At 42.4% G+C, this 17791-nt stretch carries 18 protein-coding genes; 15 read left to right on the plus strand and 3 right to left on the minus strand.

Annotation, left to right across the window (positions count from 1 at the left end; all coding sequences use genetic code 11):
- The first annotated feature begins 171 nt into the window (after positions 1 to 171).
- Positions 172 to 1917: an ABC transporter ATP-binding protein gene (locus AC1DPK_RS23900; protein ID WP_477511839.1), complete on the plus strand. Its 1746-nt coding sequence runs from the start codon at positions 172 to 174 to the stop codon at positions 1915 to 1917.
- A gap of 15 nt (positions 1918 to 1932) precedes the next feature.
- Positions 1933 to 3741 carry an ABC transporter ATP-binding protein gene (locus AC1DPK_RS23905; protein ID WP_477511840.1) on the plus strand — a complete coding sequence of 603 codons (1809 nt, stop codon included), beginning with the start codon at positions 1933 to 1935 and terminating at the stop codon, positions 3739 to 3741.
- A gap of 48 nt (positions 3742 to 3789) precedes the next feature.
- Here AC1DPK_RS23905 and xerS read toward each other — a convergent pair whose 3' ends face one another.
- A complete protein-coding gene (gene xerS / locus AC1DPK_RS23910) occupies positions 3790 to 4884 on the minus strand; it encodes a tyrosine recombinase XerS (RefSeq protein WP_477511863.1) in 1095 nt (364 codons plus the stop codon).
- 527 nt (positions 4885 to 5411) lie between these two features.
- Here xerS and AC1DPK_RS23915 point away from each other — a divergent pair.
- The 13 genes from AC1DPK_RS23915 to AC1DPK_RS23975 all read left to right on the plus strand — a co-directional run bounded on the left by AC1DPK_RS23915 (position 5412) and on the right by AC1DPK_RS23975 (position 16067).
- Positions 5412 to 6209: a TerC family protein gene (locus AC1DPK_RS23915; RefSeq protein WP_076265871.1), complete on the plus strand. Its 798-nt coding sequence runs from the start codon at positions 5412 to 5414 to the stop codon at positions 6207 to 6209.
- 308 nt (positions 6210 to 6517) lie between these two features.
- The gene (sleB, locus tag AC1DPK_RS23920) at positions 6518 to 7174 is read left to right on the plus strand and encodes a spore cortex-lytic enzyme (protein ID WP_441882544.1); all 657 of its coding nucleotides are present in this window, start codon (positions 6518 to 6520) and stop codon (positions 7172 to 7174) included.
- 152 nt (positions 7175 to 7326) lie between these two features.
- Positions 7327 to 8046 carry a DsbA family oxidoreductase gene (locus tag AC1DPK_RS23925; RefSeq protein WP_477511841.1) on the plus strand — a complete coding sequence of 240 codons (720 nt, stop codon included), beginning with the start codon at positions 7327 to 7329 and terminating at the stop codon, positions 8044 to 8046.
- Positions 8047 to 8070: 24 nt separating this feature from the next.
- Entirely contained in the window at positions 8071 to 8268 is a 198-nt protein-coding gene (locus AC1DPK_RS23930; protein WP_477511842.1) for a hypothetical protein, read from the plus strand.
- A 107-nt stretch (positions 8269 to 8375) separates the two neighbouring features.
- Positions 8376 to 9464 carry a lactonase family protein gene (locus AC1DPK_RS23935; RefSeq protein WP_477511843.1) on the plus strand — a complete coding sequence of 363 codons (1089 nt, stop codon included), beginning with the start codon at positions 8376 to 8378 and terminating at the stop codon, positions 9462 to 9464.
- A gap of 45 nt (positions 9465 to 9509) precedes the next feature.
- Entirely contained in the window at positions 9510 to 9725 is a 216-nt protein-coding gene (locus tag AC1DPK_RS23940) for a cold-inducible protein YdjO-related protein (protein ID WP_076265875.1), read from the plus strand.
- A gap of 129 nt (positions 9726 to 9854) precedes the next feature.
- Positions 9855 to 11171 (plus strand): sensor histidine kinase, encoded by a 1317-nt coding sequence (locus AC1DPK_RS23945; RefSeq protein ID WP_477511844.1) that lies wholly within the window; start codon positions 9855 to 9857, stop codon positions 11169 to 11171.
- A 21-nt stretch (positions 11172 to 11192) separates the two neighbouring features.
- Positions 11193 to 11831: a response regulator gene (locus AC1DPK_RS23950; protein WP_477511845.1), complete on the plus strand. Its 639-nt coding sequence runs from the start codon at positions 11193 to 11195 to the stop codon at positions 11829 to 11831.
- Between the two features lie 135 nt (positions 11832 to 11966).
- On the plus strand, positions 11967 to 12407 hold the full coding sequence (locus AC1DPK_RS23955; RefSeq protein ID WP_477511846.1) for a thiol-disulfide oxidoreductase DCC family protein: 441 nt from the start codon (positions 11967 to 11969) through the stop codon (positions 12405 to 12407).
- Positions 12408 to 13313: a DoxX-like family protein gene (locus tag AC1DPK_RS23960; protein ID WP_477511847.1), complete on the plus strand. Its 906-nt coding sequence runs from the start codon at positions 12408 to 12410 to the stop codon at positions 13311 to 13313. It begins immediately after the preceding gene.
- A 25-nt stretch (positions 13314 to 13338) separates the two neighbouring features.
- Positions 13339 to 14016: a DUF4166 domain-containing protein gene (locus AC1DPK_RS23965; protein WP_477511848.1), complete on the plus strand. Its 678-nt coding sequence runs from the start codon at positions 13339 to 13341 to the stop codon at positions 14014 to 14016.
- Positions 14017 to 14147: 131 nt separating this feature from the next.
- Positions 14148 to 15023 carry a radical SAM/SPASM domain-containing protein gene (locus AC1DPK_RS23970; RefSeq protein ID WP_430058958.1) on the plus strand — a complete coding sequence of 292 codons (876 nt, stop codon included), beginning with the start codon at positions 14148 to 14150 and terminating at the stop codon, positions 15021 to 15023.
- A gap of 201 nt (positions 15024 to 15224) precedes the next feature.
- On the plus strand, positions 15225 to 16067 hold the full coding sequence (locus tag AC1DPK_RS23975; protein ID WP_430058959.1) for an undecaprenyl-diphosphate phosphatase: 843 nt from the start codon (positions 15225 to 15227) through the stop codon (positions 16065 to 16067).
- 51 nt (positions 16068 to 16118) lie between these two features.
- On the opposite strand, the gene AC1DPK_RS23980 is transcribed toward AC1DPK_RS23975, so the two are convergent.
- Both AC1DPK_RS23980 and AC1DPK_RS23985 read right to left on the minus strand, forming a co-directional pair.
- A complete protein-coding gene (locus tag AC1DPK_RS23980) occupies positions 16119 to 17342 on the minus strand; it encodes a voltage-gated chloride channel family protein (protein WP_477511849.1) in 1224 nt (407 codons plus the stop codon).
- A 95-nt stretch (positions 17343 to 17437) separates the two neighbouring features.
- A complete protein-coding gene (locus AC1DPK_RS23985; RefSeq protein WP_441882325.1) occupies positions 17438 to 17791 on the minus strand; it encodes a DUF5658 family protein in 354 nt (117 codons plus the stop codon).

Consider the following 17791-nt stretch of genomic DNA (forward strand, 5'->3'; position numbering starts at 1 on the left):
GCGCAGTTTAGCATGAATTTCCATTCCGTTGTTCAAACATGCCGATCGGGCTGCCTTCGTTCATTGGTGTCAACGCAGCTTTTTTGACCGTTGCACGCTATTATACGAAGATCTCAAGCCGATTATGGCTTGAGGTCTTTTTTTGTTTCCTATAGGGGAAGGGGCAATCCAATGAAAACGCTGTTACGTTTGATGATTTATGTAAGACCGAGTGCCAAATGGGTATTTACAGCGGTTATCATTATGATTTTTGCGACGATATTCGATTTGGTAGCTCCTTGGGTATTAGCCAAAATATTTGACGAAGGAATCGGAAAAAGCAATATGTCCGTCGTGATCGGATTAACACTTGCTTTGGCAGGCATTCAAGCTTTAAAGAGCTTGGGCATGTTTATACAAGGTTATTCCCAAGAGCTGGTCGGTCAAAATGTCGTGTTTAAACTCCGGAAAGAGCTTTATGAGCATTTGCAGCGGTTATCATTTTCTTATTATGACCGTGCGCAGACTGGTCAGCTCATGTCCAGAATGACTGGGGATATTGATGCGGTAAAAAACTTTGTCGGGTTTGGAGCGATGAACCTATTTACTGGCATGCTGACGTTTATCGGAACGACGATTTTCATGATGACGATGCAATGGAAAGTAACTTTAATCAGCTTAATTACAATTCCTTTTATTTTGTTCGTCTTATTTCGCTTTAACCACAAAGTAGGACCAGCTTGGTCCAATATTCGTGAACAAATGGGGCGCTTAACGACTACGCTTCAAGAAAATATTTCAGGCATTCGAGTTGTCAAATCTTTTGCAACGGAGTCCGTAGAACAAAGGAAATTCGCTGAGCGAAATGAGCAAAACTTTGATACAAATATGGACCGGGCAAGGCTGGAGGCAAAAGCATTTCCCCTCATGGGCTTTTACGGAGGACTCACGTTTGTTTTGATGATCTGGATCGGTGCTATTTTTGTTGCTCGGGAAGAGATGTCGATTGGTACCTTCATAGCGTTTCAATGGTACACATGGGGCATTATTTGGCCGCTGAATATGCTAGGCTGGCAAATTAATATTTTCCAGCAAGCGATTAAAGCAGCTCCACGTGTATTTGAAGTGCTGGACACACCGGTTGATATTCAAACCCCTGAACAAGCGATAAATACGGACGGAATGCACGGCAACGTCGTTTTTGATCGTGTAACATTCTTCTTCTCCGATCAGGATTTAGCGAAGGATAAGCCGATATTGGATGAGGTTTCTTTCCAAGTGAAGCAAGGTGAGGTGATCGGTGTACTCGGTGCCACGGGTTCAGGCAAAAGCAGTCTGATTGGCTTGCTTTCTCGTTATTATGATGTGTCCAGTGGCAGTGTACTCATTGATGGTGTAGATGTGCGGGAATATGAGCTTGATGGACTGCGGCGAAGCATAGGTATTGTACCGCAAGAGACCTTCTTGTTCTCAGCATCGATTAGAGATAATATCGCCTACGGTCATCCGGATGCGACGCAGGAGCAAATTGAGGAGGCAGCACGCAAATCGCAAATCCATTCCTTCATCGAAAGCATGCCAAGCGGCTACGATACGCGAATTGGTGAGCGGGGTGTCGGGCTCTCTGGCGGGCAAAGACAACGTGTGGCGCTTGCTCGTGCGATTTTAATGGATCCGCCAATTTTAGTACTGGATGAAGCGACAGCGAGTGTAGATACAGCAACAGAATCAGCTATTCATGAAGCTTTATTAGAAGTCATGAAGGGTCGCACGACATTTATAATCGCGCAGCGGCTTTCCTCGATTCAGCATGCGGACCGTATTATTGTGCTTGAAAATGGCCGTGTGGCTGAAGAAGGCACACATAAGGAACTAAACGAAGGCAGTGGCTTCTTCCGTCAATTGTTTGATAGACAGAAGCAAATCGCACATCAATAGAAGAGAGGTGAAATCATGAGTCAAGTGGAGTGGGATATGGATTCTGATGTAGAAGAGAAGCCGTTTAATGGGAAATACATGCGGCGTATGCTTCAATATCTTATCCCTTATCGCAAATTAATGACGTGGGTCATTATTATAGTGCTTATTAATATGTTATTAAGCTTATCCGAGCCAATTATTCTTGCGTACATCATCGATAAAGGGATAAACCAAAAAGATTATTCGGTTATCCATGTATTGGGTGCTATTCTGCTGGGCGTTAAGCTAATAGGCTGGTTGTTTAGCTATATGCATACCAGATGGATCAATTTTACAGGACAACGTATTTTGTTTGATCTTCGTCAGCAATTATTTAATCATTTGCAAACCTTGTCCTTTCGTTTTTTTGATGGGCGTCCCGCTGGTAAAATTATGTCCAGAATAACGAATGATACAAATGCTATTGGTGAGCTAATCAACGGCGGTTTGATAACGATGGTGATGGAGGTTACGCATTTACTTGGCATCGTCATCATTTTGATCTGGATGGATTGGCAGCTTGCTTTGCTCTCATTTATTATGATGCCGCTGCTCTATTTCATCGTTGCAAAGCTACGTCCAAAAATTGAAGGCTCATGGTCGCGTTCACGCTCAACGATGTCATCGATTAACGGTAATGTGAACGAAACGATACAAGGCATTCGTGTCATTCAAGCCTTCTCACGCCAGCGGACTAACAATGAGCGATTTGAAGGTATAAATACCCGCAACAAAGGCGCATTTATGCGAGCAATTACGTTGGAATCGACTGTATATCCACTGGTTGAAATGATCGGAATGCTGGGCACCTGTATCGTAGTTTGGTTCGGAGCCATGAAGGTCATTGAAGGCGCGCTTACGCTTGGCTTCATTATGGCGTTCATTAATTATTTATGGCGCTTCTGGGGGCCGCTGAGCGCCTTATCCAAGGTGTATAGCCAGCTGTTGTCAGCTATGGCTTCTGCCGAGCGTATATTTGAAGTGCTGGATACCGATCCAGAGGTGAAAAATAGCAAGCATGCTTTAGAACTGCCGCAGGTTCGCGGCGAGGTTGAGTTTGATAATGTTTCGTTTCGTTATGAGGAAAATAAACCTGATGTGCTTCATAACGTTTCATTTCTCGTTAAGCCCGGGCAAAGAGTAGCTTTAGTCGGGCCAACCGGCGCTGGAAAAAGCACGATCGTTAATCTCTTGATGCGCTTCTACGATGCTACTGACGGTACCGTGCGAATTGACGGGATGGACGTTAAGCAGGCAACGCTCGAATCTCTACGCAAGCAAATGGGAATCGTGCTTCAGGATTCATTTATTTTTGCGGGTACGGTAGAAGAGAACTTGCGTTATGGCAACGACCATGCAACAGAGGAAGAGCTGCTTAGAGCAGCCGAGAGCGTAAGGCTAGACCGCGTTGTAAGCAAATTGTCAGATGGGTATCAAACGCAGCTGGAGGAGCGAGGCTCAAAACTCTCGGTAGGCCAAAGGCAATTGCTCGCTTTCGGCCGTGTGTTGCTATCAGATCCCGGCATACTCATATTAGACGAGGCTACATCCAGCGTTGACATGGAAACAGAGCAGCATATTCAAGAGGCTTTGCACACGCTGCTAGCAGGAAGAACGGCGTTTATTATCGCGCACAGACTATCCACCATTAAGGATGCTGATCTTATTCTCGTCATTGAGAACGGAAGAGTAGCCGAGCAGGGGTCGCATTCGGAGCTGATGAAGAAAGGCGGCATCTACTCCAATCTTGTTCTAACACAGCTGTCTATGCAGGAATCTGTTATTTTGCAAACTAGTTCTTAATGGCATGAATAAAAGAAGAGGGCAAGTCAGGCTTACGCAAAAGATGCGCTAGCTTGACTCGTCCTCTTTTTTTGTACGATCGATTGCTTGTGCCATCGTTTTATCCGTTAAATGCGCATAAATTTGCGTCGTTTCCGGCGAAGCATGCCCAAGCTGCTCTTGGGTTTTGTAGATGTCGTTTCGCAGATAGTAGTCCGTGGCGAAGCTATGTCTGAGCTTATGTACGGATAAGTAAGGTTTTCCAAAGCGTTTGGCATATTTCAGTACCATTTCTTGAATTGCTCGCTTCGTCATGCGCGAACCCTCGTTTTTTCCATTAGCAACAGCCAGAAACAAAGCCTTCTCTCTTTTTGGCGCCTTGTAACGGAGTTCCCTTAGAGTCAAATAAGCTTGCAGATCCTCAACCGCCTCTTGGCGAAAATATACAGGGGTTTTAAACGTATCGTCATTTTTACCTTTGCGATACACATAGGAAAGCTTCTTCTTGAGATCGATATCATCGACGTTTAAATTGACGAGTTCAGATACACGCAAGCCTGAATGTAGAATAAAGCTAATGATACATGCATCTCTTATCATATTAAGCTCGTATGCGTAAAGTGCCTGCTTGTTTTTGGCAACATCCGTCCCATAATGCTGTTTAATATAAGCCATAAATTCGGAAATTTCCTCTTCTTGAAGCAGCTTGCCCTCAAGCTTTGCGGCTGTATCCTTCGGCTTATGCGTACGTTTAATCGTAACCTTTGCCATAACATTCCGTTTGAGTAGAGGATAAAATTCCTCATCCTCTGCAATTTGACTTAAATAATGAAATAACGAGCGGAGGGAGGAAAGCTTGCGTGAGATCGTCGTTTTACTGTTTCGCTCCACTTTATGAGTCGATAAATACATACGGAAGCCATCTATACTGTCCATATGCAGCTTTTCCAGTTCAAGCAAAGCTACATCTCTAATATTTGCTGCTTCAGAAAGACCTTCTGCCATTAACCAGTTAAGAAAGGTTTCATAGTCTCTCATATATTCGACAAGCGATGAAGGAGATAAATCTGGAAGTTTGTAATTAATAAATTTTTCAATATACCAAGGCATCGTAGGAAGTTTCTTGTCGAGCTCTTCACGATCTTTTTGTTTAATAATATTGATGGCGAGTCACTCCTAAAATTAATGGTGCGAATAATTAATGGCGTTTAATAAACATAATAATAATTATGTTAACAAATTATAATAATAACCAGATGAATAGTTATATTGTAACAATTAGAGTAAGGGGGTACAACGTCATAAAAGGGTAATAGGCAAAAAAAGAATTCTCTACTCAGAGACTTCTTCTCATTATGACCCTCATACGTAGATTATGGTGTTTGGATGTATAAGAATTTATATAATGGTCACTCTAAAAAAACAAAATAATTTCTCAATTATTTTATTTTTTATTTTTGAAACCCATTAATAAACAGCCCGTATACCTTTTTATAACTTCATCGTGCTTCATTCCAAAGGGGAGTAGCTGCTACAGTAAAGTCGTCATTACGAGAATCTAACGATCTCCGGCTTTATTGGCAACTTAACGTTGTTAGCGAGACCTTTGCCACTAGTCGGCAAAGGTCTATTTTTTGGGTGTAAGCACAAGTTAAATTTACTTAAGCAGAGTCGAAAGGGAGGAATCTTGTATGGATTTTGGTTTGTTAATGGAATATGGATGGGTTCTGCTCATCCTCATTGCAATTGAAGGTTTGCTCGCAGCAGACAATGCACTTGTGCTGGCTATCATGGTCAAACATCTGCCGGAGAAAGAACGGAAGAAAGCATTGTTTTACGGCTTAGCAGGGGCATTTGTTTTCAGATTTGCCTCGTTATTCGCTATTTCCTTTCTGGTTGGAGTATGGCAAGTCCAGGCAATTGGCGCGTTGTACCTATTGTTCATTGCGCTAAACCATATTTTCCGAAAAGTCATTTTCAAGAAGCATGTCGATAATGCAACAGAAGACAAAAAAGAAACCAAAAAAGCGAGTGGTTTCTGGTTTACCGTATTAAAGGTAGAAGTTGCGGATATCGCATTTGCAGTAGATTCCATCCTGGCAGCTGTTGCGCTTGCAATGGCGCTGCCAACGACCAATTTGCCGAAAATAGGCGGAATGGATGGYGGTCACTTTGCAGTCATCTTTATCGGTGGTTTCATCGGTCTAATCATTATGCGTTTCGCTGCTTCAGCTTTCGTGAAGCTGCTAGAGCGCAAGCCTGGACTTGAAGTTGCTGCATTCGTTATCGTAGGTTGGGTAGGCGTCAAGCTGGCTGTTGTCACATTGTCTCACCCTAAACTGGGGATCATTCCAGAATCATTCTCCCATTCAGCAGCTTGGAAAATTACCTTCTATGTAGTCCTTGTCTTGATCGCGGTTATAGGTTGGTTCCTATCGAGCGACAAAGAGGAATCCAATGACGGTAAGGTAGCYACAAATAACAACTAATCTATTTTCAATATAAATCAGAAAAAAACTGTTGAGTTTCCTCAACAGTTTTTTTCTTTTTATTAGCTTATAAATGTTCCGAACTCCTCTATATCACGTCACATTAAACCGTTAAGATTGTTTCATTATATGATTCAGATTTTTGCGATGTTGTAAATTAGTAAATATATGCAATTCTGCAAATTCGGTTACAATTCCATTTTAACTGTGCTAAACTCAAACGAGTCTGTAGAAGAGTTGCCAATCTTCTTCCAAATTGCGGACAATTTGTATGTACGCTATAGAAAAAGGAGGTTCATTCTTAAATGATGAACACTAAATTCATACAACATAGTATGGCGCTTATTATTATATTTATGCTGGCATTTTCGGTTCCGCTCGAAGCTGCTCATGCCGCTCCGCCTGCTACATTAAAGGTAGGAAGCTCAGGACCCGATGTTCCGGATTTGCAATATCGGTTAAAAACGCTAGGTTATTTTAATAAAGACGTAACGGCTTATTTTGGCACAACGACGTTAGAGTCACTCAAACGTTTTCAGAAGGATTATGGTGTGGCTTCCGACGGTGTAGCAGGCGCACAGACCTGGAAAACACTTAAGAGTGTATCCGTGAATCAAGGAGAGCTTGATTTGCTGGCAAGAATTATTTATGCAGAAGCACGTGGCGAATCCTATAAAGGACAGGTTGCAGTTGGAGCTGTCGTTATGAATCGATTGGCATCGTCTAGTTTTCCAGATACAGTAAGAGGCGTTATTGAACAGCCGCGAGCATTTACGGCCGTTGATGATGGACAATATAATCTTACTCCAAACAAACTTGCCTATCAAGCAGCACAGGAAGCTGTCAAAGGTTATGATCCAACAGGTGGAGCTCTTTATTATTTTAATCCAGAAACAGCTACCTCTGAATGGATTTGGTCACGCAAGCAAACCGGAAAAATTGGACGTCATATATTTGCAGTATAAACAAAAGATTCTTATCGACAAGGTAACTTGCGATAAGAATCTTTTTGTATCTATCATATTTGCCAGCGAGATGTTTTCAAAAAGTTATGCAATCATGTTACAATAAGAAAGATAGTATCATACTTTTTTTAAACATTCTGGAGGTGCCAACATTGAAAGTTGAAATTTGGTCGGATTATGTATGTCCGTTTTGTTATATAGGAAAAAGGAAGTTCGAACTCGCGCTTGYAAAATTTGCGCATAAAGACAAGATCGAAATCGTATTCCGCAGTTTTGAGCTAGATCCAAGTGCTGATCCTAATTCAAATATAAGCACATACAGCATGCTTGCAACGAAGTATGGAATGAGCGTGGAGAAAGCAAAGGAAACAACGGCTAACGTAGCAGAACAAGCTGCAGCTGTAGGAATCACTTTTCATTTTGAAGGAACAGTTTCTACAAATACGTTTGACTCACATCGTCTCGTTCACTTTGCTGCTGAGCAGGGCAAGGAAAAGGAACTTTCCGAGAGATTGTTTAAAGCTTACTTCACAGATGGCGTAAATATCGGCAATCGCGAGCGCCTTGTTGAAATCGCTGCTGAAGTTGGGCTTGACACTGCCGCAGCAGCTGCAATGCTTGAGTCTAACCAATTCGCTGACAATGTCCGTGGAGAAGAAGAGGAAGGCAGCAAGCTCGGCATTCGAGGTGTTCCTTTTTATGTAGTTGATCGTAAATATGCTGTTTCCGGCGCACAATCGCCTGAAGTGTTTTTGGACACATTAAATAAAGCGTGGGAAGAAAAACATCCAACCTTTATTCAAGTGAATGAAGGGGACGCTGATGTTACATGTACGGATGGTTATTGTGTTCCTGATCCATCAAAGTCGTAACAGCTTACGAAGGGCGGACATTTCATGGAGGAAACAACTCTAAGGAGCAACTGTCAAATTGAGCGAATTGGTGAAATCATCGAGTTGTCTCGGATGTCTGTTTTTATTTTAATAAATGAAAAACGTATCGAAGTGCCATTAACGAAAGTCGCTGAGGGTGTTAGCCTCGGCGACTTTGTTGTCTGGACAGGCAGCAGCTGGAATCGTAAAACGATCTTATGAAAAAACGTATTTGTCGGATTAGCTTTCACAACTTATAATAGATAACGGTATAAAAGTCAGACGCTCATTAAGAAGCGACGACATGCAAATACTTAGGGGGTTTAAACGTGACAAATGAACAACAACGTCTGCTTGTGTTCGCAGGCTCTTATGCAGAAACAGAGGAGAATGGCGTGTACGTGTATGCATTCGATGAGCAATCGGGTACATTAACGTTGACGGACGCGGTTGCTGATTTTAAAAATCCGACGTTTCTCAATGTAGATGCAGACCGCAAGCTATTGTATACGATCTCCGAAGCCGTGAATCAATCAGGTCTTAAGGTTGGAGAGGCTGCGGCATTTGCCATTGATACCAAGGAGGGCTCATTACGGCTCATAAACCGTAAAGAGACGGTTGCTTCGACGACCTGTCATATTCAGCGTGATGCGAATAGCCGTTATTTGACGGTTACTAGCTATCATGGCGGCATGATTGGACTATTTGGCATCACAGAAGAGGGCGCTATCGGTCAAGAGCTTGATGTGAAACAACATGTTGGAAGCAGTCAGCATCCAGAACGCCAGGATCGTCCGCATCCGCATTCCTCGTTCTACAGCCCTGACGGTCGATACCTGTTCGTTTCTGATTTGGGACTGGATCGAATTGTCACTTATCGCTTGGATGATGCTGATCATAAGCTTATTCACCATGCCGAAATTTCTTTGCATCCGGGAGCAGGGCCGCGTCATCTGTCGTTCCATCCGAATGGTAAGTTCGTCTATGTCATTAATGAGGTGGATTCAACAATTACATCGTTTACATACGATAAAGAAACCGGCCAGTTGACGACTTTAGCAACCGTTAGCACTCTTCCGTCGGATTTTAAAGATGAAAACTCTTGTGCTGAAATTACTGTATCTTCAGACGGCAAATTTGTATATGGTTCCAATCGTGGTCATGACAGCATTGTTGTTTTCGCAATTGATGAACAAACGGGTGCTTTGTCACTTGTTCAGCACATTTCGGTTGAAGGCGGACATCCACGTCATTTTGCACTGACGCCAAACGGCAATTATTTACTTGCTGCAAACCGAGATACAAATAATATCGTTACATTCAAAGTTAATAAATCAAGTGGACAATTGACCTTCACTGGGAATAGCGTATCGTTATCCAAGCCAGTTTGTGTAATCCCTGTTTATTTAACGATGTGAATAATTAATGACGTAAGCATAGAGAGAAAAGGGGAATACAGAAGCGTGGCAACTAGCGAAGAAGAAAAACCGAAATTAAAGGCGACCAAAATTTTCAAATGTAAAAATCCGGACTGCAAGGCATGGGTTAGAGATGAGTTTGCTGCAACGGAGCAAACTTGTCCGATCTGCAAAGGACCAATGCTCAGAAGCATGAGGCATTTGCCAGCCGTTCAGAATAAGCCGAAACCTCAGCCACGTAAGCCGAAATCGGACTACTAAAATGTTTATTCAAAAAAATCCCAATCCTCTCGTTAGAGCTGGATCGGGATTTTTTTATTGCACAGCGGAATCGTTCGACTAAAAATATGGTAGGATAGACATACAAACAATGACAGGATGGTACCCTATATGCTGTTTTATTTTGTCGCATTATTTACGGCAGCCGTAATTGTCATCTTAAATAATCGCAGTAGCGAATCGAATCACTGGGCTGCTTTATTTTTGTTCAGCGCTTCAATTGGCGGACTCTCAGAAGTTTTAATAGACCATGGGTTATTCTTAATAGCTGATCTACTGCAATTTCTTAATTATACATTCACGCCTTATGCTGTTTTCGTATTCTGCCTACTATATGCGTCTATTCTAGACCATAACCGAATGAGAAAAAAACTGAAATTTTATCTTTCCATTCCGATTTTTTTGATGGCTTTATTTGTTATGATTTCTTCTAATGTGCAATGGTTTTTTAACCTTCTGCTGCTATGGAGCGCGCCTTATTATTTAATTTCCTGTTATTTATTAGTCGCATCCTTTTGGAAAGAGCGTGATGCAAGAATAAAGCGAAGCCGCTTTATCACCACAATCATAATGGTTCCAACACTGCTGGCTGTTCTAATCTTCATATATGTGGCAAAGGTGATTACACCGGATTTTGAATTTTTTAATTATATATCAGTCTTTATGATTTATTCGTTGTCGGTCGCGCTGTTATGTACCTTCATGTATGGTGTTCTTGGTGTTAAACTCCGCTTTGAGCATGATCCAATGGAAAGTACGATGCGAGCAGTTAGCACTGGCACTACGATGCTTAATCATACGATAAAAAATGAAATTGGAAAAATAGCCATCAGTACGGAAAATTTAAGAAATCTGCTGCCTGAATCGAATGAGCAATCTATGCAGCATATGCAGATCATAACGAATGCATCCAATCATATGCTTGAGATGATCAGCCGTATTCATAGTCAAATAAAGGACATTACCCTGAAAGAGCAGGCGGTTCAGCTCGATCAGCTCATCGAAAAAGTTCTTTTTCAGCATGAGGGTCTGATGCAAAATAAAGGAATTTCGTTAACCGCGAAGTATGAGCTGCGTCCTATCATCCAATGTGATCCCATTCATATAAGCGAGGCATTTGGTAACCTGCTCATGAATGCAAGTGATGCAATGCCAAATGGGGGAGCTATTGTAGTGAGGCTTGCAGCGTATAAGAATGGGGCGGAGCTTTCTGTGCAGGATAGTGGCATGGGCATCCCGGAGGAGAAGTTAAGCCAGGTGTTTGATCCCTTCTATAGCAGTGGGAAAAGTGGACGGAATTTCGGACTCGGCTTATCTTATGTATATAATGTTATGCAAAAGAGCGGTGCAAAGGTCATTCTGACCAGCCAAGAAGGTGTAGGAACACGTGCAGCCTTAATATGGCCGCGAAAAAAGATTTTAAAATGAGTAGAGAAGGAGGGAGCAACCTTGAGTCATATCAAAGTGTTTATCGTTGAGGATGACACGGATTGGATTAAAGCGCTCACTACTTTTTTGAATAAAGAGTCTGATTTGCTTGTTGTAGGAACGGCAACTAATTCTACCGATGCGATCAATCTTGCACACACGCTTACGTTTGATGTTGTACTAATGGATATTCAGCTGGAGGGCAGCAGGCTTGACGGCATTCATACAGCAATTCTTATGCATGAGCATTCTCCCGCCAAGATTATCATGTTAACGTCATTAAATGATGAGCAGACGATGACTCAGGCCTTTACAGCGGGTGCTGTACAGTATTTGGAGAAGACACGCTTTCAGGAGCTGCCGCAAACGATTCGTAACGCATATCATCATTCTGCTCCTATGGAGGCTTTACTTAACGAGCTGACTCGGCTAAAGCGCGAGGAGCAGCTTAAGGAATTAACAGGCGCAGAACGTGAAGTATTCGAGCTTATTGAAGCCGGCTACACGCAATCGCAAATTGAGAAGAAGCTTTACAAGGCAGAGAGCACGCTCAAAAATCAGGTCAATAAAATGCTCAAGAAGCTTGGCGTGCGCAGCAGCAAAGAAGCTGTGGAAAAAGTGAAGCGAAGAGGATTTTTCCAGCGGGATGAGAAGGAATAACCTATTTTACATAGCTAGAAGGCAAAGGGGTACTACATAACGTAGTACCCCTTTGTTTGTCGTTCTATGAAAGATGGAACTGCCGTTACTATACAGCTTGCGGTTAAAATAAAACGAGAGAGGGAGCGATTTAACATGGAAGCAATAACCTCACACAACGACGAAGCTGCTGTGCTGCTCATTGATGGAAATTGCATGTTATGTAATAAAATTACTCACTTTGTCGTGAAGAGAGATAAAAAGAAATATTTTCGATTTGCTGCGCTTCAGTCGCCTGTTGGCCAGCAGTTGCTTAAGGATGGAAATTTGCCTATAGATGATCTTGATACGTTTGTAATGGTGCAGTCGAATCAGTACTATACCAAATCCGAAGCGGCGCTTCGAGTATTTCGCAAGCTTGACGGCTGGTGGAGGTTGTTGTATTGGTTTCGCTTCGTACCGCTTGCTTGGAGAAATTATGTTTATCATATTATTGCGCGAAATCGCTATCGTTGGTTTGAGAAACATGAAATGTGCATCATCCCGACACCAGAGTTATTAGAGAGATTTTTGGACGATGGAATAGGAGGAGCATGAATGAATAGAAAACCGATTTACGTCGAGCTTGAAATTCGTGCAACACAGGATGAACTGTGGGCGTATACTCAAATCCCACAGCTGCATGAGCAATGGGATCTCCGATTCTCGAAAATTCAATATTTTCCAAAAAATAGTGAATCCGACATCCAGAAATTCCAATATGAAACGAGAATTGGCTTTGGTCTAAACATTAGAGGCACAGGAGAAACGAGCAGCACAATTTTCAAAGATGGAAATGAAAGAGTATCAACGTTAACTTTTGCTTCAGAGCAGCCAATCTCGCTTATACGAATCGGAGGCGGTTATTGGAAGTACAAGGATCTTGGAGACAAACAGTCCTTTATAACATTATTTAATTATCAGACTCGTTTCGGTATTGCAGGACGAATTTTGGATCGCTTTGTATTCCGACCCCTATTTGGCTGGGCTACCGCATGGAGCTTCGATCGATTGCGAATATGGCTTGAGGAACGTATTCCTCCTTCTGTAGTTGCAGAGCGAGCTTTGCTTCATTATTTGAGCGTCTGCTTCATCGTTCTGCTCTGGTGTTATGAAGGCCTTGTGCCTAAGCTCTTGTTCCCAGAAACGGGAGAGTTGACAATGATGAGGCAGGTGGGTTGGTTTAAAGGAATGGAGCTGCAAATGGTTCAATTGATCGGTATTGGAGAAATGGGACTTGGTGTGCTAATCGCTTGTTTCCATAGGAGAAAATGGATTTATATTATTCACGTATTGGTACTTATTTCATTAACAATGCCAGCGCTTCTATTCTATTCAGAATTGCTGAAGTCGCCTTTTAATCCAATTACGCTTACGTTGCCAATGATTGGTTTAGGCTTAACAGCCTATTTAAGCAGACGTCACTTGCCGCAAGCGAGCCGCTGTAAAAGACAATTTAAATAAACAGAATAGAAAAGGGGAAATCACGATGCGTTCTATATATGAACAAGCGTTAGGAGCTGATTTTCAAAAGCTCCATCCTCGCATACAGAAGCGTTTTGGCTTTTGCAGTCAAGATCGTACCGCGTCCATAGGCCATGGTGTCATGCAGCTAATTTGGTACAACAAACTTGCTGCACTGCCATTGTTTATTGGAACGCTCCGCCACATCATGTTCCCCCAAGGCGGCGTAAACATCCCGTTTTCAATAGAAAACTATGCATATGTAGATGCATTCGGACGTGAAACCGTCACGTGGATTCGCAAATTCAAGTTTCCAAGGACGATCCGCCATTTTGACGCAACGATGGTGTATAGCGGAGAAAGAGAGATTATCGTTGATTATTTAGGAAATAAGCAGCATTTAGCAGTCGATTTGGATGTTGCGGTTTCCACAAAGGGTGGAATTCGAATCATTTCGGGTGAGCAGCGTTTCTATGAAGGGTGGCTTCAATTTCGATTTCCTCGTTTGTTTACTGGCAGAGCAGAAGTGAATGAGTGGTATGACGATGAGGAGCGCTGCTACAAAATATCTGTGGACGTTCGGAACCCTATCCTTGGCCAAATTTTCCGTTATGAAGGCTCTTTCCAAGCTTCATTCGTGAATAGCGAGCATGAGGCGATTCCGATTGGAATTCGGCCATTACGTGAAGAGAAGAGGGAATAAACGGCTACTGCTGTTTATTCCTTTTTGTCACTTTCGTGTTTGGCGTTGTATAATAGAAGCTGACACGATAAGCAGGTCCAAGCTAACGAGGTAAATGCAGCTGGATCCATGGGAAACGGAGTACTAGACTAATGAAAAAATTTAAAAAGTTTTATATAGAGACGACAAGTATTTGCAACTTATCATGCAGCTTCTGTCCGCCCACATTGCGAGCGAAAGGTTTCATTAAAGTGGAGGATTTCAAAAAAACACTGGATCAGATCAAGCCGCATACGGATTATATTTATTTTCATGTAAAAGGCGAGCCAATGCTGCATCCTAAAATGGACGAGCTGCTTGATATTAGCCATGAGAAGGGCTTCAAAGTAAATATTACGTCCAATGGAACACTTATTACGAAAAACAAGGAAAAGCTACTGAACAAGCCCGCCTTGCGTCAAATCAACTTCTCGCTGCACAGCTTTGACGGTCATGCCGGTTCTACGAATAAAGAAGGTTATCTTGCCGAAATCTTATCATTCGTAAAAGAAGCGGTCGCAAGCAGCGATATTATTATTTCGTTTCGGCTATGGAACTTAGATATGGACAATGAAACGAATCAGCAGAAAAACAAAAACCGAGAGCTCCTGGGCATGATTGAGAAGGCATTTAATCTCGATTATAAAATTGAAGAAAAATTCATACCCGGCTCAGGTGTCAAAATAGCGGAGCGCATTTACCTAAACCAAGATCCTGAGTTCAAATGGCCGGATTTAAAAGAGCCGGAGTATAATGGGAAAGGCTTCTGCCATGCCTTAAGGAATCAGGCAGGCATTCTTATCGACGGAACAGTCATCCCTTGCTGCTTGGACGGAGAGGGCGTCATTAATTTAGGAAACATTCATGATACTCATTTCTCGGAAATTATTGAGAATGAGCGATCAACTAATCTCTATGATGGTTTCTCAAGACGGGAAGCTGTCGAGGAGCTGTGCAGGAAATGCGGCTATCGCCAACGTTTTGGGTGATTACTAGGATTATGCTAGTAGGTCAACAAGGCAATTTGTAATAACAAAATAACTATAGTAACGATTATTAATGAAATAAGTTATGTGAATTATAGGTATTGCGTTGGAATTGTTGAGTGGGGTCTTTTTGTGTTATGATTTATTCCGTGCTGTTCTTTGTCGTCTTTCTATCAATCAGAGAGTTAGGAGATTCAACTACACATGGATTTTATTACGATTTTAAAAGCGATTATTTTAGGTATTGTTGAAGGATTAACGGAATTTGCACCTGTATCCTCGACAGGACATATGGTCATTGTTGACGATATGTGGCTTCAAACGGAACAGTACTTGACGAAGTACGTTGCGAACACATTCAAAATTGTTATTCAGCTCGGCTCCATTTTAGCAGTAGTCATTATTTTCCGAAATCGTTTTATTGACTTGCTGGGCTTGAACAGAGGCAGCAAGGACGCGGCACAAGCTTCTTCTCAACCGAAGAAAAAGCTAAAGCTAACACATGTTATCGTTGGTCTCATCCCAGCTGGTGTACTTGGTCTATTGTTTGACGATTACATTGATGAGCATTTATTCTCGATACGTACAGTGCTAATTGGTCTAGTTATCGGAGCTATACTTATGATTATTGCCGATCGTTTTGGGCCTAAGAAACCTAAGATCGAATCAGTTGACCAGATCACTTATAAGCAAGCCTTCTCCGTTGGGCTTATCCAATGTTTATCCCTCTGGCCAGGCTTCTCCCGTTCCGGTTCCACTATTTCCGGAGGGGTGCTGCTAGGCATGAGTCACCGCGCTGCTGCTGATTTCACTTTCATCATGGCTGTGCCGATCATGGCTGGTGCGAGCTTGTTGTCCTTGGCGAAAAACTGGGAGTACTTCACGTTAGAGTCATTGCCGTTTTTTATCGCAGGTTTCATAAGCGCATTCGTTTTTGCACTTCTTTCGATTCGTTTCTTCTTGAAGCTTATTAACAAAATCAAGCTTGTACCATTTGCGATATACCGCATCGTGCTTGCTGCTGTAATCTATATCGTTTATTTTTAACCAATAGAAAAAGCCTGCTCCCTTATGATAAGGAGCAGGCTTTTTTTCGATTTATGGGCGTAACTCAATTGGTTTTTGAGCTTCATAGATGCCGATTCGACCTGAACATATAAATGCGATTACGCAGCCGATAAACATATAAATTGCACCTTCAGCCCCAAATAATTCAATGCCCATGATGAAGCAAGCGATTGGCGTCTTGGCAGCGCCGCTGAATACGGATATGAAACCAATGGCAGCGAGCAGGGGGACGGAGACATGGAGCAAACCTGCAAGTGCGCTTCCTAGCGTTGCACCGATGACAAAGAGTGGAGTTACCTCCCCGCCTTGAAAGCCTGTCCCAAGCGTTATAGCAGTAAATAGTGTTTTCAATAAAAAAACAAACGGAGAAACCGCCTCTTGAAAGGACTGCTGTAGGAGAGGGATGCCTAGTCCCAAATAATCACGTGTACCGATCGCATAGACAATAGCAATAATGAATAGTCCGCCAAAAAAGCTTTTGAGAACAGGACTTTTAAACCATTTACTAAACAAACGTTTAAGTCCTTGTACAAGCTGAGTGAATAATAATGCAGCTAGACCAAAAAGCACGGCTGCAATGACAACTTTGACAATGAGCAGCCAGTCGAGCGGAGGGACATCGCCCATTGAATAGGAGATATGTTGAATTCCCCAAGCGGTAGCAACCAGATGGCCAACATAACTCGCGATAAAGCATGGGAGCAGCGCTTCATAACTGATGACGCCGATTGCAAGTACTTCTAGTCCAAAAATTGTACCGGCTAGAGGTGTGCCAAAGACAGCACCAAAGCCGCTGCTAATGCCGCACATCAAAATGATTTTGCGATCAAGCGGGCCTCTTTTAATAAGCTTGCCAAACCATTCCGCTAAGCTGCCGCCCATTTGTACTGCAGTACCTTCTCGACCAGCAGATCCGCCAAATAAATGGGTGATTAAAGTTCCAATCAGAACAAGTGGTGCCATTCTTAATGGGATGGAGCCATTACCGGTATGTATTTGCTCTATAATTAGATTATTTCCTCTACCTGCTTCTTTCCCAAACTTGAGATAAAGATAACTTACGAAGGCACCGCCGAGTGGCAGAAGCCACAATAACCACAAATGTTGTACACGCGTTTCGGTTGCGAATTCAAGACTGGCTAGAAATAATGCGGAAGCAGAACCAGAGAGGATGCCGATGACTCCAGCAATGAACAGCCATTTCAACATATATTTGGCAAGTGTGAGCGGTGCGAAATGCCTTACATCAATCATTCATGTGAACTCCTTCGTTGGCTCCCTGAGAGAAGGAATATGTTGTATTGTTTCTATTAGCTATTATACAACACTCCTAGAAGAGGTAAAGAAATTCATATCAGCGAATCAAGTGAAAACCAGCCGTCATAGACACCGTAAGAAATCCAAACCAAGTGATAAATATTGACGAGAAAGTAGATCAATACCGTAATAAGAATACATGGGTTGATCCAATACCGATTTTTCATTCGATAATAAATGAGGATTAGCAGCAGCGGGAGCAGCAGCTTCATACCATAGTAGCTAACGATATTCCAGTCATAAAGTTTTTGTACGAGTGGATTGAGCTCCTCGATTAATGATAGCCTCAAGCCTATATCTGTAAATAAAGCGTCGGCAAAGCAAAGAAACAGCAATCCGAACAGCAGCGGTTTTAAGTCCCATTCTTTGAGAGCAGTAATGGCCAT

It is taken from the genome of Paenibacillus sp. 01T424, assembly GCF_056398745.1.